The following is a 22,839-nucleotide window of genomic DNA, read 5'->3' as shown; positions in this document are numbered from 1 at the left end:
ACCGGCCCGGACGGGCACGCCGGCGCACCCGTCCGGACACCCCCCCGCGAACCCGCCGGGCCGCCGCCCCGCCGGGCCGCCGGTCGCACGGTCGCCCGGGCGTTACTCCCCGCCGACCTCCGGCGGGACGCAGTCGACATCGAGCAGCTTGATCGGCTGGCTCGCGTCCAGGCCCACGTACGCAGTGAACACGGACACCTCCTCGCCCTCGCCCCAGCTCAGCCAGATCGGCGCCCAGCCGACCCCGGCCGACTGGGCGGTGGTGACCTCGCCGACCTCGATGTCCAGCGGCGCGTTCTGCGAGCACAGCAGCAAATCGTGCGTTTCCAGCTCGGCGGCGCGCTCCTTCAGGTCGTCGGCGACGAGGTTCTCCCGTTCCCAGTCGCGAGGGCCGGTGTTGCCGTAGAAGCCCTCCAGGAAGTGGTGGATCTCCTCGGCGCTGTACCGGCCCGCGGCGGCGGTCGCGGAGGCCGAAGGAGCGGCCGAAGCCGAGGACACGGCGGTGAAGGCGATCCCCAGGGCCGCCACCCCACCGGCGACGGCGAGCAGGGATCGTGACGCGGAACGAACCATGATATGTACCCCGTTTCTGTTCACCTGCCCATGTGCTGGGCCGTGCACAGAGGAAGACCCGCGTGGCCGGGCGCGGGTTGTGGCCGGGTGACGCGCCGTTACCGTTCCATGACATTCGCCCGAGCGAACGCGGGGGAGCGCGTCCGTTCCCCCTCATCGCCCCCCAACGACCGCACCCGGCCCCTCGGGGCCGGGTGCGGCGGTGCGGTGACGAATCGGACCGGATGAGGTCCGCAGGCTCACGCCTTCTTCGTCTCCCAGAAGATCTTGTCGATCTGGGCGATGTAGTCCAGCGCCTGCTGGCCCGTGGCCGGGTCGGTGGAGGCCTTGGCGGCGCTGAGGGCCTTGAGGGTGTCGTTCACGAGCTGGTGGAGCTCGGGGTACTTCTCGAAGTGCGGGGGCTTGAAGTAGTCGCTCCACAGCACGGAAACGTGGTGCTTGGCCAGCTCGGCCCGCTGCTCCTTGATGGTCGTGGCGCGGGCGCGGTAGTGCGGGTCGTCGTTGGCCAGGTACTTCTCCTGGATGGCCTTGACGGATTCCGCCTCGATCCGGGCCTGAGCGGGGTCGTAGACGCCGCAGGGGAGGTCGCAGTGGGCGCTGACCTTCACCTTGGGGGCAAACAGGCGGGAGAGCATGAAAGCTGTCCTTCCTCGTGATCGTCTTCTCAGGGGGGAGATTACTCCGTGCAGGTCGGCTTTTCGCGGCCGACCCGGGCCGGGCGGCCCCGCTTAGGTCAAAAGTCCAATGGTTGACTGGTGCGGAAGTCGGACCACGGCCGCGGACGGCCGGAGGGTGGAGGAGTGCGATGAGGCTCGGGCTCGCCGAGGTCTACAACCCTTCGATGCTGCCCACGCTGCGGCCCGGGGATCAGCTCGTGCTCAGTTACGGGGCCCGTGTGCGGCCGGGGCACGTGGTGGTGATGCGGCATCCGTTCCAGCACGATCTGCTGATCGTCAAGCGCGTGGTCGAACGCCGTTCCGGCGGCTGGTGGGTGGTCGGGGACAACCCCGAGGTGACCAACGACAGCCGGGAGTTCGGCGTCGTGCCCGACGGCCTCGTCGTGGCGCGGGCGATGGTGCGGCTGCGGTCGCCGAAGGGCGCTCAGGTGCTGAGCTGGCTGCCGTCCGCGGTCCGGCCGCTCACCGCCCGCTCGCGGCGCTTGCGGGCGCGGTAGGCGGCGACGTTCGCCCGGGTGGCGCAGCGGTCCGAGCAGTACCGCTTGGAGCGGTTCGTCGACGTGTCGATATACGCGTTCCGGCACGGTGTGGCCTCGCAGACGCCGAGGCGGTCCACGCCCAGGTCGGTGAGCTGGAACGCCAGCCCCATGCAGGCGATCGCGGCGTACCCGGCGGTCGCGCTGGAGGGGTGCTCCGCCAGGTGCAGGTGCCAGCGGGGCCGGCCGGCCTCGTCGAGGTGGTCGTGGCCGGAGATCTGGGGGCTCGCCGGGAATTCGAGCAGCAGCGCGTTGAGCAGATCGACGGCCCGGACCTCGTCGCCCTCGGCGGCGGCGGTGAAGACGGCGCGCAGCCGGCCCCGCACGCCGCGCAGCCGGGTCACGTCCGCCTCGCCCGCGCGGCGGGCGGCGTGCCGCGCCTCGCCGAACAGCGCGCGGACGGCCTCCACCGAGGTGAGGCTGTCCGCGCCGCGCAGCGGCTCCTCGGTGTTGACCAGGCGGACGGCGAAGTCCGAGTAATAGGTCAGTTCCACTTGTGTTCCTTACGAGGGCGACCCTAGGGTGTCAGCGTACTAGTAATGGGCGGCGGTGCGGGGTGCCGCTTACTTGGTCTGCCGCCGTCCACGGGCCGAAAGGGGACCGAAGTGACCGACTGGCAGGCGTGGCAGGAGAGTTGGGACCGGCAGCAGGAGTGGTATCTCCCGGACCGCGAGGAGCGGTTCCGCGTCATGCTGGACATGGTCGAGGCGCTGACCGGTGACAAGCCGCGCGTGCTGGACCTGGCCTGCGGCACCGGCAGCATCACCGCCCGCCTGCTGCGGCGGTTCCCGGGCGCGGTGAGCACCGGCGTGGACCTGGACCCGGCGCTGCTGACGATCGCGCGCGGCACGTTCGAGGGCGATGACCGGGTGGAGTTCGTGACGGCCGACCTGACGGACCCGGAGTGGCCGGCGCGGCTGCCGTACGACACGTACGACGCGGTGCTCACGGCGACGGCGCTGCACTGGCTCTCGGCGGACGAACTCCGCGCGCTCTACGGGCGGCTCGCGGGCGTCGTGCGGCCCGGCGGCGTGGTGATGAACGCCGACCACATGCCGGGTGAGGGAACACCCCGCGTCCACGCCGCCGAACGCGCCTGGACCGAGGCGCGGCGCGAGCGGGCGAAGGCGGCGGGCGCGCTGGACTGGGAGGAGTGGTGGCGCGTGGTCTCGGCGGCGCCCGAGCTGGCGGAGCAGGCGCGGCAGCGGTTCGAGATCTTCGGCAGCCACCGGGACGGCGAGATCCTCCCGGCCTCCTGGCACCTGGACACCCTGCGCGCGGCCGGCTTCGAGGAGACCACGATCGCCTGGGCCTCCCTCACGGACGCCCTGGTCCTCGCACTCCGCTGACGATCACCCCGGCCCAGACCCCGGCGGACACGAGCCCCCGGCCGCCGGCACGGTGGGTGCGGGCCTGTGGGCGTCGGCACGGTGGGTGCGGGCCGCCCGGCGCGGGCCTGTGGGTGCAAGCCTGTGGGTGCGGGCCTGGCGGCGCGGGCCTTCGGGTGGCGGCATGGTGGACCCGTGGCGGGTGCGAGCCGCCACGCGGGCCGCCGGTACGAGCTGCCGGGCGCGGACCTGTGGGATACGAGCCCGGCAGGCGCGGGCCCTGGGGTGCGCGCTGCCGGATGCCGACCCGCCGGGCGGGATTCAGGGCCCGGGGGTGTCCCGTTCCCCCCGGGGCCTGGTGGCGGACGTCAGACGCGGGCGACGCCTTCCGCGCGGGCGGCCTCCGCCACCGCCGCGGCCACCGTCGGGGCGACGCGCTCGTCGAAGGGGGAGGGGATGACGCGGGACGGGGACAGCTCGTCGGCGACCACCGCGGCGAGTGCCTCGGCGGCGGCCAGCTTCATGCCTTCGGTGATCCGGGAGGCCCGGACGGCGAGCGCGCCCGAGAAGATGCCGGGGAACGCCAGCACGTTGTTGATCTGGTTCGGGTAGTCGCTGCGCCCGGTCGCGACGACGGAGGCGTAACGGGCGGCGACGACCGGGTGGATCTCCGGGTCCGGGTTGGCCATGGCGAAGATGAACGCGCCCGGCGCCATCTTGGCGACCGCCGGCTCCGGGACCGTTCCGCCGCTGACGCCGACGAACACGTCCGCGCCGTCGAGGGCGGAGGCGAGCGAGCCGGTCAGGCCGGTGCGGTTGGTGAGGGCGGCCAGCTCCCGCTTGACGTCCGTGAGGTCCTCGCGGTCGCCGGAGACGACACCCTTGCGGTCGCAGACCACCACGTCACCGACGCCCGCGCCCAGCAGGATCTTGGCGATGGCGACACCGGCCGCGCCCGCGCCGGAGATCACCACGCGCAGCGAGTCCATCGAACGGCCGGTCAGGCGGGCGGCGTTGCGCAGCGCGGCCAGGGTGACCACGGCGGTGCCGTGCTGGTCGTCGTGGAACACCGGGATGTTCACGCGCTCCTGGAGCTTCCGCTCGATCTCGAAGCAGCGCGGGGCGGAGATGTCCTCCAGGTTGATGCCGCCGAAGGAGGGCGCCATCCGTGCGATGGTCTCCACCAGTTCGTCGGGGTCGCGGCAGTCGAGCGCGACCGGGACCGCGTCCACGCCGCCGAAGTGCTTGAAGAGAACGGCCTTGCCCTCCATGACGGGCAGCGACGCCTCGGGACCGATGTCCCCGAGGCCGAGCACCGCGCTGCCGTCCGTCACGACCGCGACGACCTGCGACTTCCAGGTGTAGTCATGGACCAGCTCCGGCTGCTCCGCGATCGCGCTGCACACCCGGGCGACCCCGGGCGTGTACGCCAGGGAGAGGTCGTCCGCGTCACGCAGCGGCACCGTCATGCGGATGGCCATCTTTCCGCCGCGGTGCAGCGCGAACGCCGGATCGACCCCGGTATCCGGGAGATCATTTCGGGGATTGACAATCTCGGAAGCCACTGGAAGAACCCCTTTGCTGCATCACTGTTTCGGTGGCCGCTTCCCGGTCGGGAAACGGGCGGGCACCACGTCCGCGAGGGTGTGCAGCGGACGCCGGGCGCGTCGCACACGAGCCCAGGTCCCCGGGTGAGGGGTGTATCGGGTTGTTTTACCTGATCGATCAGCCCGGTACGAGTTGATAAGGCATCGCGACGATGAACGCCCGCTCTCCGCGGACGCGGAAAACGGGCAGCTTGTGGCCGAGGAGGTATTACCCGCGCGGGATAACGGTTACTGGAGTGCCGCCCCACGCGTGATGCATCTCTCACGCCGCGCGCCCCCGGGACACTTCCGATCAAGAGGCCCACGCCCCCCGGAGGTTGCTCACTCCCGGTGACCGGTACCGGGTGTCCGTTATGCGATCTTGACGTTCCGGGGGGCCGAACGGAGGGTGACGGGTGGCAGTATGCGCACATCGAAAATCCATATCCCGCACGACCGCACACCGTCGAGACACCCGAAGACGCGTGCCCGACCTCTCGGACCATCCGCCACCCCAGGAGGACCAGGCCATGACTCCCAGTTCCACCCGACGCTCCCGGCGCCTCGCCGCGGCCGGGGCCATCGTGGCGGCGGGCACGCTGCTGCTCGGCGCGTGCGGCGACCAGACCGACGACGCGGGAGACGGGGACAGCTCGGGGACGGGCGCCTCCGAGGAACCGGCCGGGGCGGACGCGCCGCTGTTCGACCTGCTGCCCGCGGACATCCAGCGGGCCGGCGAGATCAACGTCGGCTCGGACATCGCCTACCCGCCGATCGAGTACCGCGACGAGGATGACCGGATTACGGGCATTGATCCCGCCATCGGCGCCGCGCTGGGCGAGGTGCTGGGCGTGGAGTTCACCTTCGAGAACGGCACCTTCGCCGGCCTCATCCTCGGCATGAACAACGGCCGTCACGACATCGTCATGTCCGCGATGACCGACACGCGGGAGCGCCAGCAGGGCGCCAGCGAGGACGCCGAGGGCGGCGCCGACTTCGTGAACTACTTCCGGGCGGGCTCCGCCCTCCTCGTCCCCGCCGGCAACCCCGAGGGCATCGAGACGCTGGACGACCTGTGCGGCCGGACCGTCGCCGCGCAGCAGGGCACGGCCAACGCGGATCTGGTCGCCGCGCAGCAGGAGGAGTGCGACGACCCGATCGAGCCCCTCATCAGCGAGGTCGACACCGACTCGATCACCGCGCTCCAGACCGGCCGCGCCGCCGCCGTCGTCACCGACTACCCGGTGGCGCTGTACAACGCGCGGGAGGCGGGCGGCGGCGACCTGTTCGAGGTCGCGGGCGACCAGATCGACGCCGCGCCCTACGGGATCGCCGTCCCCACGGGGGAAACCGAGCTGCGCGACGCTCTCCAGGCGGCTCTCCAGGAGATCATCGACAACGGCACCTACGCCGACATCCTGGCGGAGTGGGACGCCGAGGCCGGTGCCGTGGAAGAGGCGACCATCAACGCGGGTGGGTGACCCGTGTCCGACCTCACCAAGACCCCCGGGAACGAGGGCGGCGGGGCCGGCGCGGCCGAGGTGCCGCCCGAGTTGATCAAGGCCGTCCCGGTGCGCCACTACGGGCGCTGGCTGGGCGCCGTCGTCGTGCTCGCGCTGCTGGCCATGCTGGTCGTCGCGTTCGCCGGCGCGGACATCGACTGGTCGGTCGTCGGCTCGTATCTGGACGACGACACCATCGTGGCCGGTGCCCGCCGGACGCTGTGGATCACTCTGCTGTCGATGCTGATCGGCGTGGGCCTCGGCGTCACGCTCGCCGTGATGCGGCTGTCGAAGAACCCGGTCCTGTCGGGCGTCGCCTGGGGCTACATCTGGTTCTTCCGCGGCACGCCCGTCCTGGTGCAGCTCGTGCTGTGGTTCAACCTGTCGTACGTCTTCGACACCCTGAACCTGGGCTTCTACAAGGACGAGATGAACGACGTCATGACGCCGTTCCTCGCCGCCCTCCTCGGACTCGGCCTCAACGAGGCCGCCTACATGGCGGAGATCGCCCGCGCGGGCATCCTCTCGGTGGACCAGGGCCAGACCGAGGCGGCACACGCCCTCGGCATGAGCCGCGCCAGGACCACGCGCCGGATCGTGCTGCCGCAGGCGATGCGGGTGATCATCCCGCCGACGGGCAACGAGTTCATCAACATGCTCAAGACGTCGTCGCTGGCGTATGTCATCTACTACGAGGAGCTGTTCCGGGCCGCGGACACCATCAGCTCGCGGAACCTCGCGGTGATGGAGCTGCTGTTCGTCGCGACCGTGTGGTACCTGATCCTGACCACGGTCTTCAGCATCGGGCAGTTCTACCTGGAGCGTTACTACGCCAAGGGGTCGAGCCGGCAGCTCCCGCCGACGCCGTGGCAGCGGATCCGGGCGCAGCTCACGTCGTTCCGTCCCAAGAACACGGTGGGAGGCGTCACCGTATGACCGGCCATCCCATGGTCAAGGCCGAGCGGGTGCACAAGTCGTTCGGGCTGATCCCGGTGTTGCGCGGCATCGACCTGGAGGTGCGGGCGGGCGAGGTGTTCTGCGTCGTCGGTCCTTCCGGGTCCGGCAAGTCGACCTTTCTGCGCTGCATCAACCACCTGGAGAAGATCAACGGCGGACGCCTCTACGTGGACGGGCAGTTGGTCGGGTACCGGCAGAAGGGCGACAAGCTCTACGAGATGAGGGAGCGCGAAGTCGCCGCCCAGCGCCGTGACATCGGCATGGTCTTCCAGCGCTTCAACCTCTTCCCCCACATGACGGCCGCGCAGAACGTCATGGAGGCGCCCATGCAGGTCAAGGGCCTGCGCCGGGCGGAGGCGCGGGAGCGCGCCGAACAGCTCCTGGCCCGGGTCGGGCTGGCCGACCGCATGGACACCTACCCGTCCCAGCTCTCCGGCGGCCAGCAGCAGCGCGTCGCCATCGCGCGGGCGCTGGCGATGGACCCGAAGCTGATGCTGTTCGACGAGCCGACGTCCGCCCTCGACCCGGAACTGGTCGGCGAGGTCCTCGACGTGATGCGCGGCCTGGCCGAGGAGGGGATGACCATGATCGTCGTCACCCACGAGATGGGCTTCGCCCGGGAGGTCGGGGACTCGCTGGTGTTCATGGACGAGGGCGTGGTCGTGGAGTCGGGCCGGCCCCGGGACGTGCTCGGCTCCCCGCGCCACGAGCGGACGCGGGCGTTCCTGTCGAAGGTGCTGTAGGCCGGTCGGCCGGGCTTGGGTCAGGTGGTGTAGTCCGCGTTGACCCGGATGTATCCGGCGGACAGGTCGCAGCCGTAGACCGTGGCGGCGGCCTGTCCGAGGCCCAGGCCGACGACGATGTCCACCTCGTCCTTCCGCATGGCGGCGGTGAGGTCGGCGAGGGTGCCGGGGCCGGGCTCGTCCGGGTAGACCTCGGTGGTGCCGAAGCGGACGGTGACCTTGTCGGGGGAGATCGAGGTCTCGTCGGTGTTCTTGCCGATGGCCATCAGCACCCGGCCCCAGTTGGGGTCGGCGCCGTGCACGGCGGTCTTGACCAGTGGTGAGTTCACCACGCTCTTGGCGACGCGCCTGGCCTGCGCGGGGTCGGCGGCGTGCTCGACCGTGACGCGCAGCAGCTTGGTGGCGCCCTCGCCGTCGCGCGCGAGCTGGAGGGTGAGGTCGAGGCAGAGATCGGCCAGCGCGGCGGCGAACTCCCCCGGATCGACGGGCCCGGCCGCGCCGTTGGCGATGACGGCCACGGTGTCGGAGGTGGAGGTGTCGGTGTCCACGCTCAGGCAGTGGAACGAACGGTCCACCGCCGCCCGCAGCGCGGTGTCCAGCTCGGCGGGGGAGAGGGCGGCGTCGGTGAGGACGTAGGCCAGCATCGTGGCCATGTCCGGCTCCAGCATGCCGACGCCCTTGGCCACCCCGACGAGCCGGGCGCCGCCGACCGCGCGTTCGGCGGTCTTGGGCCGGGTGTCGGTGGTCATCATGGCGCGCGCCACGTCCAGCGGCCCGGCCGTGAACGCGGCGGGCCCCCGGTCCGCCGCCGCGTCGAAGTGCGCGCGGATGGTGTCCATCGGCAACGGGCGCCCGATGACGCCGGTGGAGCCGATGAGCACCTCGCCGACGGGGATGCCGAGCACGGCGGCGACCCGGCCCGCGACCTCGGCGGCGTTCTCCTCGCCCTGCCGCCCGGTGGCGACGTTGGCGTTCTGCGCGAGCGTCACCACCGCTCGCAGCCGCCGCCCGGCGGCGTGTGTCCGGCTGAGCGTGACGGCGGGCCCGGCGAAGAGACTCCGGGTGAACATGGCGGCGCTGACGGCGGGCCGGTCGGAGACGACGACCGAGATGTCGTCCCCGCTGTCCCGCAGCCCGCCGTGCCCGGTGTAGCCGGCGAAACCGGTCGGCCAGGCTGGATGGATATGCGACATGGCGCATATCTTTGCATCGAGGGTGTGGCGCTGTACAGCCCGGGGCCTGTCTCTTCTACCCCTCTGGGGCTCCGTCAGAGCCTCCCGCTTCCCTCTGCGTCGGCGGCGTCGGAGGTGTATAAGAGGCGGGGCGTCCAGGGGAGTGGTGCCGCCGGGCGGGGTGAGCTGGCCGGCCTTGATCCAGCCCCAGGACTGGAACGCCGCGCGGGCCGGGGTGTCGCCCGGCTCCAGCAGGGCCACGGCGAGGGCCGCGCCCGTGCGGGACAGCAACTCCTTCAGCATGCGCGTCGCCACGCCCTGGCCGCGCCGCCGAGGGGCCACCATCAGGCCGGCGACGACGAACACCCCGCCACCGCCCGCCAGTTCCGCCAGGCCGGGCGGTGTCTCCGCCGCCAGGTAGCCAAAGGCGCAGCCCACCGGCCGCGGGTCGCCCGCCACCACCATGTCGAACCCCGGCTGCCCCAGGTCGTGATCGACGAACGCGCGGACGAACTCCTCACGCGTCGGCACCCGCGCGCCGGGCGCCTCGTCATGGGACTCGACATACAGCGCGGCGACCTGCTCCCGCTCGGTCTCGGCCTGCCATCTGCTCAGCCGTCGCAGGAAAACGGTGCTCATGCCCACCCCCTCCCCGTGTGTGTCAATCGTCGCACCTCAGCGCCGGTTCTGGAATGGAGTGGCCCGTTATGGCTAGCGTGAGGGCATGTTTGCTGCCTATGCCGCGCGATTCGACCGGGACGAGCCGCTCAACGGCCTTGAGCTCGGCGACCGTCCCGCTCCCGAGGCCCGACCCGACTGGACGGTGGTCGACGTCAAGGCCGCCTCCCTCAACCACCACGATCTGTGGTCGCTGCGCGGTGTCGGCCTGGGCGAGGAGGCGCTGCCGATGATCCTCGGCTGCGACGCGGCCGGGATCGACGCCGACGGCAACGAGGTCGTGGTGCACTCCGTCATCGGCGGGAGCGGGCACGGCGTCGGGCCGGACGAGCGCCGCAGCCTGCTCACCGAGAAGTACCAGGGGACGTTCGCCGAGCGGGTCGCCGTCCCGGCGTGGAACGTGCTGCCCAAGCCCAAGGAGCTGTCGTTCGAGGAGGCGTGCTGCCTGCCGACCGCGTGGCTGACGGCCTACCGGATGCTGTTCACCAACGCGGGCGTGCGGCCCGGTGACAGCGTCCTCGTGCAGGGCGCGGGCGGCGGCGTCGCCACGGCCGCGATCGTGCTGGGCGCGGCGGCCGGGCTGCGGGTCTTCGTCACCAGCCGGGACGAGGCCAAGGGCAAGCGGGCGGTCGAGCTGGGCGCGGAGGCCGCGTTCGCGGCGGGGGAGCGGCTGCCGCACCGGATGGACGCGGTGATCGAGACGGTCGGCGCGGCCACCTGGTCCCACTCCGTCAAGTCCCTGCGGCCCGGCGGGACTCTGGTGATCTCCGGCGCCACCTCCGGTCAGGCGCCGCCGTCCGCCGAGCTCAACCGCATCTTCTTCCTCGAACTGAAGGTCGTCGGCTCCACGATGGGCAGCAAGGAGGAGCTGGCCTCCCTGCTGAGCTTCTGCGCGGCCAAGGGCGTCCGCCCCACGATCGACTCGGTGCTCCCGCTGGACCGGGCCCGCGAGGGCTTCGAACGGATGGCGCGCGGCGACCTGTTCGGCAAGATCGTGCTCACCGTCTGAGCCCTGGGGTGCCGGGGCCGCCCGTGCTCCGCTCAGCCCTGGGAGGCGGTGCGGAGCAGCGCGACCACATGCGCGGTGGTGGTGGACAGGTGGCGGCGCGCCTCCCGCAGCGTCTCCTGCGTGACACCGTGGTCGCGGGCCGCGTCGCGGATGTCGTCGCGGAGCTTGTCGAGCAGGCGCTCCAGCTCGCGGGCCGGGTCCTCCACCGGGTCGCCCGGCTCCGCGGCCCACCCCGGCCGGGGGGCCGCGGGGTGCTCCACGAACCGCGCCCAGCCGCCGATCTCGTGACTCAGCCCGTCCAGGCTCTCGCGCACCGCGCCCGGCCAGTCGCCGCTGGCCGCGCGGGACTGCACGCGATCGTGGATGCGGCGGGCCGCCTCCTCGAACCGGTGCCGGGTGGCCTCGCTGCCCTCGCGGCGGGCACGGGCCCTGCCCCCGGCCGCGCCCGGGGGGACGCGGGTGGCGGCCGTCGCCTGCCGTATCTCCTCGCGCAGGTCCTGCGCCGAGCCGCTGACGTCCTCCCTGATGTCGGCGGCGAGCGCGGCCAGCGAGTCGCGGATCTCCCGCTCCAGCTCGGTCAGCTCCTCGCCCCGGGTCAGCAGCTCGCGCCGGCCCTCGGGCGTCAGGGAGTACACCTTCCGGCCGCCCTCCTCGGTGTGGGTGACCAGACCCTCGGCGGCCAGCTTCGCCAGCCGGGGGTAGACCGTGCCGGCGGAGGGCGCGTACAGCCCCTGGAAGCGCTCCTCCAGCAGCCGGATCACCTCGTACCCGTGCCGGGGGGCCTCGCCCAGCAGCTTCAGCAGATAGAGGCGGAGACGGCCATGGCCGAAGACGGGAGCCATGTCAGACGTCCTTACGCGAGGAGGAGGCGGGGGCCGGGTCCGCCTCGGTGGGCGGGGTCTCTTTTATACATCTCTCGCGCCCCCCGCCGAGGAGCGTGTGGGTTTTCTCGGGGGCCGCCTCCTTGAAACAAAAAAAAGGACCGAGAGATGTGGACGACGAACACGGGCCGCCCCCGCGCCCCTTCTGCGGCGGCGTCAGGTGTGTATAAGGGACAGGGCGGGCGGCGCAGCAGCGCGACCGCGCCGGAGACCGTGGTGCAGCGGACCGACCCCGCGCCGGTGCCCAGCTCGCCCGAGAGCTGCTTCGACCCCCAGCCGCCGGTGACGCGCAGCCCGGGGAAGGCGGAGGACACGGGCCCGGCGGCGGAGCCGGCCGTGACACGGGCGCTGAACGTCTCGGGCAGGCGCAGCGCCAGCTCGCCCGAGACCGAGCTGAGCCGGATGTCGGGCGGGAGGGCGGCGGGCGCCAGGTCCAGCAGCATGTCCCCGCTGACCGACTCGCCGCGCACGTCGTGGCCCTGACTGTCCACCACCGTCAGGCTCCCCGAGACGGAGGCGAACCGCAGCTCGCCGCCGAGCCCCTGGGCCTCGACGTCCCCGGAGACCGTGTCGGCCCTGACCGCGCCGCCGAGGCCGACCAGCGTGGTGTCGCCGCTGACGCCCCTGACATCCGTGCGGCCCGCGATACCGCTGACGACCGCCGAGGCGCCCACCACACCGACGGTGAGCCGGGCGCCGGCGGGCACCGACACGGAGACGACGGCGGAGCGGCTCCGGGCCTTGCGGTCCAGCCACGTGAGGAAGCTCTGCCAGGGCAGGTCGTCATAGGCGACGGTGAGCCGGCCGCCCCGGAGCCGCACGCGCAGGGGCGGGCCCTCGATCTCGGAGATCTCGACCCGGGCCACCGGATCGTCCGTGCCCACCACGTTCACCAAGCCGTCGACGACGCGGACGCTCAGCTCCTCGACACGACGGCCGTCGAAGGTCAGCGTCCGGGGCTCGGTGACGGACCATTCGCCACTCGCCGCCTTTTCCGCCATGGCAACCCTCCCCGGAGAAACAGGACACGACGCTATATCGCGTCCACGGGGAACACGATATATCGCGTCAGTCGCCACTGGCAAGCGGCTGTCCCCCGAAAGAGTTCAGATGCCCGCCGGCCCCGCCCCCCGCCTGGCCCCCGCCCCTAGGCGTCCTCGGCATCGTCGTCGTCGTCATCGAGCCGGGCCAGCCACGTCGCGAGCCGCTCGACCGGGATCTCGAAGTCCGGGTGGAGATCGACGAATACGCGGAGCTGCTCAGCCAGCCACTCCAGCGTGACCTCCTCCTCGCCCCGCCGCCGGGCGAGTTCCTCGATTCCGCGATCGGTGAAGTACACGACGTGCTCCTGAAAGGACGAAACAGTGCGGAAAGCCAGGATAGGCAGCGGACGGTAGCGGCGGATAACCTGCACGCACACAGCGGCGACGGGGGGGCGTTATGAGCAGTGGAATCACGCGGATCAGCCTTCCGGATGGGACCCCGGTCTGGGCGAGGATCTCGGGCGCCGAGCAGGCCGAGCAGGTCCCGGTGCCGGGCGTGCCCGGCCCGGCCGCGCCGCCCAGCGGCCTGGGGGACGCCGACACCGGCCTCGCCGACCGCACCGCGGCCCGGATGGAGAGCCTGCGCGGCCTGATCACCGGCGTCGCCGCCTCCGTCGCGGACGGGCTGCGCGCCGCCCGGCCCGACGAGGTCAGCGTCACCTTCGGTATCGAACTCACCGCCCGCGCCGGGAAGATCGTCGGACTGCTGGCGGACGGCGACGCCAAGGGCGCCATCAGCGTCACCCTCACCTGGCACGGCGGGCCGCCCGAGGACCTGGGCAGCGGCGGCGCCGTATGACCTGGGGTGACACCGGGGGCGCGCAGCCGCTCGACGTGGACCCCTTCGAGACCCTGGCGCCGCTCGCCGCCGCCGCGACGGTACGCATCCATGAGCCGCCGACCGGGTATGACGGGACCGGGGACGGACCGGTGTCACGGCCCTGGGGCAGCGGCTTCTTCATCGCTCCCGACTGGGTGCTCACCTGCGCCCACGTGGCACTTCGCGGGGGAGGCGGGGGAAGCCGGGAAAGGGGCGAGGGAGGAAGGCGCGAAGTGGGGCTGACCGTCCGAGGAGTCGAGCGTGCCGTGCGGGGCCTGGTGGAGTGGGCCCAGCCGGAGGAGCACCCCGGCGGTGGCCTGTGGCCCGCGCCCGACCTCGCGCTCATCCGCCTGCTGGAGCCCGTCCCGCACTCCTGCGCCTGGCTCACCGAGCGCACCGCGAAGGTCTTCACCCGCAGCGAGGTCGCGTTCTTCGGCTGCGCCGAGGCCGGTGACGGCCTGGTCGAGGACATCAGCGGCCGGTGCAGCATCCGCGGCGAGCTGGGCTCCGAGGGCCTGCTGAAGCTGGGGAACGAGGACGAGGTGCCCGAGGGCGCCTCCGGCGGCCCGGTCGTGGACCTGCGGCGCGGCGAGGTCATCGGCGTGCTCAAGGCCCGCCGCTCGGTCGGCCGCGACGGCGGACTGGCCTCCTCCATCGTGCAGTTGCGGCGCCTGCCCTCGCCCGTCGGCCAGGTCCTCGACGAGCACGACGACCTGTACCAGAGCGTCCTGCACGCCCACGACCGCCACCACGCCGAGCGGCACCGCGACGCGCAGGTCACCGACCGCACCTGGACCGACGCCCAGATCGAGGTGCGCGCCACCGCCGGCCGCGCCCTCACCCCCGGCCAGCGCGTCGAACTGCTCGGTCTGCTCGCCGAGTTGCCGCCACCGGTCTCGACCAGGCGGCTGGACGAGATGCTGACCGCGCTGCGCAGCAGGCCGTACGAGGGCACGCTGCCCGCGCCGCGCGGCTGGCGGGACGGACTCGGCCTGCTGTACGACCTGCGGCAGGGCGTCACCGAGCTGGAGGCCGTGCTGCGGTACGCGATGTACGCGGCCACCGCCGAACGGCCGTTCCCCGCCTCGCCCGAGGTCGAGTCCCGGCTGCTGGACTGGGTGAACAGCACGGCCGCCGCCAGCGCCGAGCTGCCCCGCTGGTTCCGCCACAACCTCCGCGCCGAGCAGGACGCCAGGCTGTGGGAGCGGGACGACGCCGTGTCCGACCCCCTCACCCGCGTCGACCCGGCGATCACCGGCGGCGCGCTGTGGGAGCTGGGCTCCCTCTTCGAGGACACCGGCTCCGCCGACGGCCCGGCGGAGCACGAGGGCCGGCCGTACGTGCTGCTGGAGATCACCCCGCGCGCCTGGGAGCACGGCCGGTACGACTGGCGGGTGTGCGCCGCCCGCACCACGGGCGAACTGACCTCGGTCGACGAGGACTTCCGCGCCATCGGCCCCGACGAGCCGCCCGAGCGGCTGCGGGTGGCGCTCGCCGAGGCGTTCCGCCGGGGTGACGAGCCGGAGCAGCCGGTGGCGCTGCACGTCGCGCTGCCGTACGCGCTGCTCGGCTTCCCCGTCGAGGAGTGGCGTCTGGCGCCGGACGCCGGCCGGCTCGGCGAGCAGCGGCCCGTCGTGGTCCGCTGCACCAACCCCGTGCCGGACGCCGAGGACAACGAGGAGCTGCGCGCGCTGCGCCTGTCCCGCTGGGCCAAGATCCACGCCGGCCGCATGGAGCCGGACATCCTCGACTGCGTGGACACCCGGGCGCGTCCGCTGCCCCAGCCCGCCGGGCTGCTCGGGCGCGACCCGGCGGCCGTTCCCGTCATGTGCCACACCCCGGCGACCGGGGGCGAGCCGGCCGCCCTGCATCGTGTGATGGCGAGTGGGTACAACGTCATCCTGTGGCGCCGCGACACCACCGACCGCGAGCGGAACTGCGAGGACTTCCACCGGGGCGTGACCCGCACGGTGGACACGGCCGGCGAGGCCGGGTTCCTGCCCGCCGCCCTCTGGCGGCTGCGCGCGGCCCACGGGCTCGGCGTTCCCGACGTGTCGTGGTCGAGGGGCCTCTCGCTGCTCTACGACGACCCGGCCCGGCCCCTGCCAGGGGCGGACGATCCCCTGGAGACCCCGTGAGGCCCCTGGGGAGCGTGCCGGGCACGGCCCGTGCGCGTGTTCCGGGAAGTCGGAGAAGTCGGACAACTATCCCCTGTGCGTGGCCTTTTGATCCGGCTACGGTCGGGGACGGGGCGGCGGTCCGGACGGCGAACGAGCGACGAGGAGCATGCTGTGGCACTTGCTGACGAGACTCCGGAAGGCCCCGGCGGCGCCCCGGGAAGCTCCGCCCCCGGCGAATGGCTCATCTACCGGGGCGCCGGGGAGCCCCACGACGGCATCCGGTCGCTGCCCAAGCCCCCGCCGTGGCGCGACTTCGCCGGCCGGCCCCTCGTCGCGCCGGGCCCCGCCGCGGACAGCGCCTCCACGCGCCGCCTCGGCGCCTACCGGCACCTGGCCGCGATGCACCGGCCCAGCGCCGAGGAGCTGGAGATCATCAACGCCGCGCTCTACCTGCGCCGCCCGCTGCTGGTCACCGGCAGCCCCGGCACCGGCAAGAGCACCCTGGCCCACTCCGTGGCGTACGAGCTGGGCCTCGGGCGGGTGCTGCACTGGCCGATCGTCAGCCGCACCACCCTCGGCGACGGGCTGTACCACTACGACGCGATAGCCCGGCTCCAGGACACCCAGATCGCCGCCGGTGGCCGCGCCGCGGGCACGCCCGTGCCCGGCGGCATCGGCAGCTATCTGCGCCTCGGCCCGCTGGGCACGGCCCTGCTGCCCACCGCCACCCCGCGGGTGCTGCTCGTCGACGAGCTGGACAAGAGCGACATCGACCTGCCCAACGACCTGCTGAACGTGCTGGAGGAGGGCGAGTTCGCCATCCCCGAGCTGGAGCGGATCGCCGAGCGCGAGCCGGAGGTCGAGGTGCTGACGAACGACGGCGCCAAGGTCACGGTCCGGGACGGGAGGATCCGCTGCCACGCCTTCCCGTTCGTCGTCCTCACCAGCAACGGCGAGCGGGACTTCCCGGCGCCGCTGCTGCGCCGCTGCGTCCATCTGGAGCTGACCCGGCCCGACCACGAGCGGCTCGCCACCGTCGTACGCGCCCACCTGGGTGACGAACTGGCGCGTGTCGGTGACGACCTGATCACCCGTTTCCTGGAACGCTCCCGGACAGAGCAGCTCGCGACCGATCAACTGCTCAACGCCATCTACCTCACCCACCACGCCGAGCCGCCGACCCGCGACAGACTGGCCGACATGCTGATCCAGCGCCTCGACCGGCCGAGGTAGGCCGCCATGGACGATGTGCCCGCCCCCGGTCCCGCCCCCCGGCGGGACAATCTGGCGACCCTGATCCGCGCCCTGCGCGGCGCCGGTCTCGACCCCGACTGGGCCGAGCTGGCCGACGCGCTGTGGCTCGCGCAGTTCTCCCGGCCGTCCCGCCCCGGCGCGGAGGTCGGGTCCGGCGCGGCCGAGGGGACGGACGGGACCGGACGGCCCGGCGCTGACGACTCCTCCGTCCCCCACACGGACCACCAGGACCACGGCGACGCCCGCGCGTCGGTGCCCGGCGCGGCGGACGACGCCGGCCGCACGCCCCCCGGGCCGGGACCGGCCGGCCGGCGGTATCCCCGTCCGGGGGACGAGACGGTCCGGATCTACCCCGACCCGGCCGGGTCGGGCGGTCAGGCCGCCGGGCTGCCGGACGACGCGCTGCGGATCGGCGTGCCCGAGGCCAGGGCGCTGCCCGGCCTGCTGGAGCTGGAACGGGCGCTGCGTCCGTTGCAGCGGTACCGACCGCCGGGCCGGCCGCCCCGCCGCACGGCGGCCACCGGCCTGGACGAGCCGGCGACCGTCGAACGCACCGCGCGGGCCGGCGGGCTCCTCATGCCCGCCTTCCGGGAGGAGCCCCGTTCCCCCACCGAGTTGCAGCTCCTGATGGACGCCGCGCCCGCCATGCGGGTGTGGCAGCGGATGCTGGGCGAGCTGGCCGAGGTGTTCGGGCGGCTCGGCGCGTTCCGCGACGTCCAGGTCCACTACCTGCACGCCTCCCCGGACGGCAGCCCCGCCGTCAGCCGCCGCTTCGACCCGGCCGGGGCGCCGCTGCGCCCCGCCAGCCAGCTCAGCGATCCGACCGGGCGCCGGCTGACGGTCGTCGTCAGCGACTGCGCCGGGCCGCTGTGGCGCGACGGCGCGGCCCACCGGCTGCTGCACACGCTCTCCCGGTACGCGCCGGTCGCCGTCGTGCAGCCGCTGCCGGAGCGGCTGTGGCCGCGTACCCGGCTGCCGGTCGAGCACGGCGTGCTGCACCGCGAGGAGGGCTCGCCCGGCACGGCCAGGCTCCGTTTCACCGCCGCGCCGAACGGCTACCCCGCGCGCCCGGCGCCGCCCGGCGCGGTGCCCGTGCCGGTGCTGCCGCCGGACGCCGGATCGCTGGGCGCCTGGGCCCGGCTGCTGTCCGGTCCCGGCGCCGGGTCGGTGCCGGCCGCCGTCGGCTGGGTGCGGCCCGACCAGCCGCCGGCGCCCGCGCGGCGGCAGGACGGGCCGCCCCGCTCCTCGGCCGCACTGGTCGCCCGCTTCCGCGCCACCGCCTCCCCGGTCGCCGGCCGGCTCGCCGTGTACCTGTCGGCGGCGCCGCTGTTCCTGCCCGTGATGCAGCTCATCCAGCGGACGATGCTCCCCGACTCGGGCCCGGGCGAGCTGTCCGAGGTGATGCTCAGCGGCCTGCTGCGGCGCCAGGAGGGCTCGGCGGGCGACGGCCGCTGGTACGAGTTCGTGGACGGCGTCCACGACGAGCTGCTCGGGGAGCTGGGCCACGACGAGGCGCTGCTGGTGCTGAAGCACTGCTCGGGCTACGTCGAGCAGCGGTTCGGCCGCACCGGGCCGAACTTCCCGGCGCTCGCGCTGGCCCAGCTCGCCGGGGACGGCGGGCAGCCGGAGGCGCCCCGGGCGGGCGAGGAGGACGCCAAGGACCGGCTGCCGCAGCCGTTCGCCGAGGTCGCCGCGAAGGTGCTGCGCCGTTTCCTGCCCGAGGCGCCGCTCGTCTCCGCGCCCGGCGACGACGCGCCGCCGCCGTCGCTCGCGGTCGGGCAGGCCCGCGCGCTGTCCGAGCGGTTCGCCGCCGAGGGCAAGGTGCAGCACCAGCTCGACGCCGTCCGCACGCTGCGCCAGGCCGCCGCGAGCCAGCGGGCGGCGGGCCAGGGCACCGACCCGGAGCTGTGGAGCGAGCTGGCCGAGCAGTTGCTGACCCTGTGGCGGGTCCAGCGCGAGACGGAGCTGCTGACGGAGGCGCAGAACGCGGCGCGCACCGCCGCCGCGCACCCCGGCTCGCTCCGGGCCAGGACCGCGCTGGCCCGGGTGCTGCACGTGGCGGCGGGGGAGCGGCGGGCGGCCGGTGACCCGCACGCGGCGCTGGAGCTGTGGCGGCGCGCGGACCGGGAGTTCGCCGCCGTCTGCGCCACCCCCGGCCTGGACCGGCGCGCCGCGCTCGATTTGACGCTGGAACGGGTGCGGGTGCTGGAGGAGCAGTGGCTGCTGGGCGGCGACACCGCGCTGCTCCAGGAGAGCGTGGGCATGGTCGAGGCCATCGCGGACGCCTGGCCGGCCGGCGAGCCCCGGCCGAGCGGGCTGCCGCTGGCGCACGGCCGGGCGCTGCTGCGGCTGGCGGGCGCGGCGCCGGACCCGGAGCGGGCCGGGGTGTACGCCGGGCAGGCGGCGGCGTCGCTGCGCGACGGCTGCTGGGCGCTGGAGGCGGAGAACGCGCCGGTCGTGGCGCGGGCCAGGGCGCTGCTGGACCTGGCGGACGCGCTGCTGCTGACGGAACGGGACTGGCCGGCCGCGTCCGAGGCCGTCGGGCAGGCGCGGCGGCTGACGGAGGAACCGGCGCTGGTGGCGGCCTGCCTGACGCGGTCCGGGCGGCTGAGCGTCCGCCGGTACGCGGCCGGGGGCCCGCCGGCGCACCTGGAGGAGGCGGCGGACTGGTTCCGGCAGGCCGGCCGCCGGGTGTCCCGGGACCGGCCGGAGTACAGCGACCTGATCGAGGAGTGGGGGGCCGCCCTGCTGCGGCGCGCCTCGCTGCCCGACGGCGGCCCGTTCGTCTCGCAGGCGGTCCGGGTGCTGCGGGACTGCCGGATGGAGACCCCGGCCGGTGATCCCCGGCTGCCGGAGCGGCTGCTGATGCTGGGCCGGGCCCTGATGACGCGGTACCAGGAGGCGGTGGACCTGGTCGATCTGCGCGAGGCGGAGCACCTGTTCGGCCGGGCGGCGGCCGACGCGGGAACGGAGCTGACGCGGGCGCGGGCCTGGTTCGAGCTGGGCGAGACGCACCGCAGGGCCTACCGGCACACCCGCCGCCCGGAGCGGCTCGACCAGGCGGCCGACGCCTACCGCCGGGCCGCCACGGCGGCGAAGGCGGCCGTGCCCGACCCGGCGGACCCGGCCGAGCCGGCCCGGCTGGCGGCCCGCGCCCTGCACCAGCGCGGCTCGGGGTTCGAGGTGGCCCGCCGCCCCCTGGCGGCGGCCGAGGCGTACCGGGCGGCGCTCCAGATGTGGCGCCGCCTCCCCCCGGACGCGCAGTCCGCCGCCACGACCGCGCGCCTGGAAGCGCTCACGGGAAACCGTTAGGCCGTCGCGCACCCCGTGCGCCCGGCGACGCGCCCGGTGGGGGACGCCGGGGGTGTTTCCGGTGTGTGGCGGGCGGGGATATCCGCTGGGCCCGCTCGGGGGGGAGGAGACGTGACGACGCGTCCACCACAGGACACGGCCGGGGCCGGGCCGCTGCCGGATCTGCTCGCGCTCAGCCTCGGAGAGCTGCGCAGACTGGAGCACCCCGTGCTCAGTGAGGTGCTCGACGAGCTGAGGGAACGGATGGTGCGCCCGGGGGAGACGCTCTGGGACTTCAACCAGGCGCTCGGGGACGACCGCGACCGGTGATACGGCGAACGCTTTCGGTCCTTCTCTGCGCATAACCGGACAGGAGTAGCCGATCGTTGTTTGGTACGACACCGGGGTGGGACACCCGGGAAGTGGCCGTTCCGTTCCGGCAGTTCGTCGTCAAGGTCAACAGCCGCTGCAATCTGGCCTGCCGCTACTGCTACATGTACTTCGCCGCCGACCCCGGCTGGCGCCGCCAGCCCGTGGCCGCCGCGCCGCGTGTCCTGCGCCGCACCGCCCGCCGCATCGGCGAGCACGCCGAGGCCCACCGCCTGCCCGCCGTCTCCCTGGTGCTGCACGGCGGCGAGCCGCTGCTGACCGACCCGGCGGTCCTGGGGGCCTTCGCCGCCGACGTCCGGGACCGCGTGCCGCCCGGCTGCTCCGTCCGCGTCACCGCGCAGACCAACGGCGTCCTCCTCGACGAGGCGCGGCTGACCGCGCTCGCCGCGCACGGCATCACCGTCGGCCTCAGCCTCGACGGCGGCCTGGCGCGGCACAACCGGCAGCGCGTGGACCACGCGGGCCGCCCGGCCTGGCCCGCCGCCGAACGGGCCGCCAGGCTGCTGGCGTCGCCCCGCCACCGCGCCGCCCACGCCGGGATCCTGTGCGTCGTGGACGCGGCCACCGACCCCGCCGAGGTCTACGACTCGCTCCTCGCCCTCGACCCGCCCGCCCTCCTAGTGTGCGGCGACGCCCCGCAATGTCTACCCTCCCCTTTGCGTCGGCAGGGCCGGAGGCGTATACGAGCCGCCACGCCACCTGGCCCCCCCCGCCGCCCGGCCTGCCGGACCGCGGCACCCCGTACGGCGACTGGCTCGCCGCCGTGTTCGACCGCTGGTGGCACGCCGGCCGGCGCCGGACGCGGGTCAGGATCTTCCAGGAGTGCATCGCGCTGCTCCTCGGACTGCCCGCCGCCACCGAGCAGTTCGGGCTCCAGCCGTTCACCGCCGCCGTCGTGGAGACCGACGGCACCATCGAGCAGGTCGACTCGCTCAAGACCGCCTACCCCGGCGCCGCGGCCACCGGCCTCGACGTCTTCGCCCACAGCTTCGACGACGCCCTCGCCCACCCCGGCGTCGCCGCCCGCCAAGCCGGACTCGCCGCGCTCGCCCCGGACTGCGTGGCCTGCCCGCTGGTCACCGTCTGCGGCGGCGGCCACTACGCCCACCGCTACCGGGAGGGGCACGGCTTCCGCAACCCCTCGGTGTACTGCGCGGACCTCCAGCGGCTCATCCGGCACATCGCCGCCGCCGTCACCGGTGAGTTCGGCGGGGGAGCCGTCGCATGACCGCCGCGCCCACCGAGGCCCAGCTCCGCGAACTCGGCCGCACCGAGGGCGAGGCGCCCGTCCTGGCCGTCCTCGCCCACGGCCAGCACACCCGGCGGCTGCTCCTGATCCGCATGCTCTTCGACGCGCTCGCCGCCGCCCCCGACCCGGCCGCCGGGCTCGCCCGCGAGCACGCCGCCCTGCTGGAGCCCGCCGAGCGCGCCGCCCCCGGCGCCGCCCGCCGCGTCCTGTTCTACCCCCTCACCGGCCCCTGGGCCGAACGCTGCGTCCGCCGCCTCGAACAGGGCGACCACGCGGCCGCCGCCCGCGACCTGGCCCCCCTCGGCTCGCTCGCCGCCGCCGCGGCCGTCCGGTCCGGTGTCGCCTTCACCACCCGCGCCACCGTCCGCGACGGGCGCGTCGCGCTGCCCACCCTCGGCGCCCTGCGCGACACAGGACCCGACGGTTCCCCCGCCGAACTCACCGGTGACGGCGACCGGTTGGTCATGCGCGCCGCGGGCCGGCCGCCCGTCGAGGTGTACCGCGACGCGGCCGGCGCCTGGCGTTCCGACGATCCGCGCTGGCTGCCGCTGCACACTCTCGACGGCGGGCCCAGGCCCGTTCTCCTGGACGACCTCGACCCCGGCCGGCACGCCGGGCGCGGCGCGGCGCCGTTCGGCATCGGCGCCCGCGACAGCCTCGCGCCCGAGGAACGCGCCCGCTGGGCCGAGCTGTGGCGCGGCGCGCTGCCGCTGCTGCGCCTCGGCGGCGCCGCCCGCTCCGCCGAACTCGCCCTGCTGGAGTGCATCGTGCCGATGATGGGCCCGCCCGCCGCCCGGCCGGGCGCGGGCGCGCACTCCAGCGGCACCAGCCCCACCGCGTTCGGCGCCGTCCTCGCCAGCCCGCCGCCCGGCCCGGCCGATCTCGCGGCCGGCCTCACCCACGAGCTCCAGCACGCCAAGCTGGCCGCGCGATCGGCCGGGCCCGTCCGCCGTCATTTATACACTACTCACAGCCCACGTATCAGGCACCAAACCCGCCAGCCGCGCTATGCTGGACAGAACAATACCGA

20 protein-coding genes and 2 pseudogenes are annotated in these 22,839 nt (G+C 74.0%); 13 read left to right on the top strand and 9 right to left on the bottom strand.

The features are described 5' to 3' along the window. Positions 1-102: 102 nt before the first annotated feature. Together BN2279_RS21985 and sodN are read right to left on the bottom strand one after the other, a co-directional pair. Positions 103-573: a hypothetical protein gene (locus BN2279_RS21985; RefSeq protein WP_059012221.1), complete on the bottom strand. Its 471-nt coding sequence runs from the start codon at positions 571-573 to the stop codon at positions 103-105. 239 nt (positions 574-812) lie between these two features. Continuing rightward, positions 813-1,208, bottom strand: coding sequence for a superoxide dismutase, Ni (gene sodN / locus BN2279_RS21980; protein WP_059012219.1), 396 nt, complete (start codon positions 1,206-1,208; stop codon positions 813-815). A gap of 170 nt (positions 1,209-1,378) precedes the next feature. On the opposite strand from sodN, the gene sodX reads away from it, so the two are divergent. Next, positions 1,379-1,747: a nickel-type superoxide dismutase maturation protease gene (gene sodX, locus BN2279_RS21975; RefSeq protein ID WP_079032381.1), complete on the top strand. Its 369-nt coding sequence runs from the start codon at positions 1,379-1,381 to the stop codon at positions 1,745-1,747. Here sodX and BN2279_RS21970 read toward each other — a convergent pair. After that, positions 1,675-2,280, bottom strand: a complete 606-nt coding sequence (locus BN2279_RS21970) for a CGNR zinc finger domain-containing protein (RefSeq protein WP_059012216.1) — start codon at positions 2,278-2,280, stop codon at positions 1,675-1,677. The two genes, sodX and BN2279_RS21970, sit on opposite strands and share 73 nt — an antisense overlap. Positions 2,281-2,358: 78 nt before the next feature. Here BN2279_RS21970 and BN2279_RS21965 point away from each other — a divergent pair, with 78 nt between their 5' ends. Beyond that, complete coding sequence (locus tag BN2279_RS21965; RefSeq protein WP_407702295.1) at positions 2,359-3,135, top strand: class I SAM-dependent methyltransferase; 777 nt, start codon at positions 2,359-2,361, stop codon at positions 3,133-3,135. 347 nt (positions 3,136-3,482) lie between these two features. Here the strand turns inward: BN2279_RS21965 and BN2279_RS21960 are convergent, their stop codons facing one another. Further along, positions 3,483-4,679 carry an NAD(P)-dependent malic enzyme gene (locus tag BN2279_RS21960; protein ID WP_059012211.1) on the bottom strand — a complete coding sequence of 399 codons (1,197 nt, stop codon included), beginning with the start codon at positions 4,677-4,679 and terminating at the stop codon, positions 3,483-3,485. 551 nt (positions 4,680-5,230) lie between these two features. On the opposite strand from BN2279_RS21960, the gene BN2279_RS21955 reads away from it, so the two are divergent. The 3 genes from BN2279_RS21955 to BN2279_RS21945 are packed head-to-tail and all read left to right on the top strand — an operon-like array spanning position 5,231 to position 7,902. After that, a complete protein-coding gene (locus BN2279_RS21955) occupies positions 5,231-6,181 on the top strand; it encodes an ABC transporter substrate-binding protein (RefSeq protein WP_059012209.1) in 951 nt (316 codons plus the stop codon). A 3-nt stretch (positions 6,182-6,184) separates the two neighbouring features. Further along, positions 6,185-7,138 carry an amino acid ABC transporter permease gene (locus BN2279_RS21950; RefSeq protein WP_059012207.1) on the top strand — a complete coding sequence of 318 codons (954 nt, stop codon included), beginning with the start codon at positions 6,185-6,187 and terminating at the stop codon, positions 7,136-7,138. Between the two features lie 11 nt (positions 7,139-7,149). Beyond that, a complete protein-coding gene (locus BN2279_RS21945; protein ID WP_104531098.1) occupies positions 7,150-7,902 on the top strand; it encodes an amino acid ABC transporter ATP-binding protein in 753 nt (250 codons plus the stop codon). Between the two features lie 20 nt (positions 7,903-7,922). Here BN2279_RS21945 and argJ read toward each other — a convergent pair whose 3' ends face one another. Both argJ and BN2279_RS31100 read right to left on the bottom strand, forming a co-directional pair. After that, positions 7,923-9,095 carry a bifunctional glutamate N-acetyltransferase/amino-acid acetyltransferase ArgJ gene (gene argJ, locus BN2279_RS21940; RefSeq protein ID WP_059012665.1) on the bottom strand — a complete coding sequence of 391 codons (1,173 nt, stop codon included), beginning with the start codon at positions 9,093-9,095 and terminating at the stop codon, positions 7,923-7,925. Positions 9,096-9,290: 195 nt separating this feature from the next. After that, positions 9,291-9,713: pseudogene (locus BN2279_RS31100) on the bottom strand (GNAT family N-acetyltransferase); the annotation flags it as partial. 85 nt (positions 9,714-9,798) lie between these two features. On the opposite strand from BN2279_RS31100, the gene BN2279_RS21935 reads away from it, so the two are divergent. Next, positions 9,799-10,761 (top strand): zinc-binding dehydrogenase, encoded by a 963-nt coding sequence (locus tag BN2279_RS21935; protein WP_059012203.1) that lies wholly within the window; start codon positions 9,799-9,801, stop codon positions 10,759-10,761. Positions 10,762-10,793: 32 nt separating this feature from the next. Here the strand turns inward: BN2279_RS21935 and BN2279_RS21930 are convergent, their stop codons facing one another. From BN2279_RS21930 to BN2279_RS21920, 3 genes are all read right to left on the bottom strand, one after another. Then, the gene (locus BN2279_RS21930) at positions 10,794-11,603 is read right to left on the bottom strand and encodes a PadR family transcriptional regulator (protein ID WP_059012201.1); all 810 of its coding nucleotides are present in this window, start codon (positions 11,601-11,603) and stop codon (positions 10,794-10,796) included. A gap of 11 nt (positions 11,604-11,614) precedes the next feature. Continuing rightward, positions 11,615-12,643 (bottom strand): DUF4097 family beta strand repeat-containing protein, encoded by a 1,029-nt coding sequence (locus BN2279_RS21925; RefSeq protein ID WP_234348036.1) that lies wholly within the window; start codon positions 12,641-12,643, stop codon positions 11,615-11,617. A gap of 146 nt (positions 12,644-12,789) precedes the next feature. Further along, positions 12,790-12,981 (bottom strand): DUF6104 family protein, encoded by a 192-nt coding sequence (locus BN2279_RS21920; protein WP_059012199.1) that lies wholly within the window; start codon positions 12,979-12,981, stop codon positions 12,790-12,792. Positions 12,982-13,082: 101 nt separating this feature from the next. Between BN2279_RS21920 and BN2279_RS21915 the strand changes: the two genes are divergently transcribed. From BN2279_RS21915 to BN2279_RS21885, 7 genes and pseudogenes are all read left to right on the top strand, one after another. After that, a complete protein-coding gene (locus BN2279_RS21915; protein ID WP_059012198.1) occupies positions 13,083-13,484 on the top strand; it encodes a CU044_2847 family protein in 402 nt (133 codons plus the stop codon). After that, entirely contained in the window at positions 13,481-15,643 is a 2,163-nt protein-coding gene (locus BN2279_RS21910) for a VMAP-C domain-containing protein (protein WP_059012196.1), read from the top strand. The genes BN2279_RS21915 and BN2279_RS21910 overlap by 4 nt, the downstream gene beginning before the upstream one ends. A 153-nt stretch (positions 15,644-15,796) precedes the next feature. After that, entirely contained in the window at positions 15,797-16,858 is a 1,062-nt protein-coding gene (locus BN2279_RS21905) for an AAA family ATPase (protein WP_079032378.1), read from the top strand. 6 nt (positions 16,859-16,864) lie between these two features. Next, positions 16,865-20,191 carry an SAV_2336 N-terminal domain-related protein gene (locus BN2279_RS21900; protein WP_059012194.1) on the top strand — a complete coding sequence of 1,109 codons (3,327 nt, stop codon included), beginning with the start codon at positions 16,865-16,867 and terminating at the stop codon, positions 20,189-20,191. 111 nt (positions 20,192-20,302) lie between these two features. Further along, the gene (locus tag BN2279_RS21895) at positions 20,303-20,500 is read left to right on the top strand and encodes a hypothetical protein (protein ID WP_059012192.1); all 198 of its coding nucleotides are present in this window, start codon (positions 20,303-20,305) and stop codon (positions 20,498-20,500) included. Positions 20,501-20,556: 56 nt separating this feature from the next. Further along, positions 20,557-21,788: pseudogene (locus tag BN2279_RS21890) on the top strand (FxsB family cyclophane-forming radical SAM/SPASM peptide maturase). Then, positions 21,785-22,839: aKG-HExxH-type peptide beta-hydroxylase (locus BN2279_RS21885; protein ID WP_059012189.1), on the top strand; the 1,055-nt coding region annotated here is incomplete at its 3' end. The pseudogene BN2279_RS21890 and the gene BN2279_RS21885, both read left to right, overlap by 4 nt.

This window comes from Streptomyces specialis, assembly GCF_001493375.1.
GTDB lineage: Bacteria > Actinomycetota > Actinomycetes > Streptomycetales > Streptomycetaceae > Streptomyces > Streptomyces specialis.
Note: the sequence above shows the minus strand (reverse complement) of the source record. Positions and strands in the feature narration are given on the sequence as shown.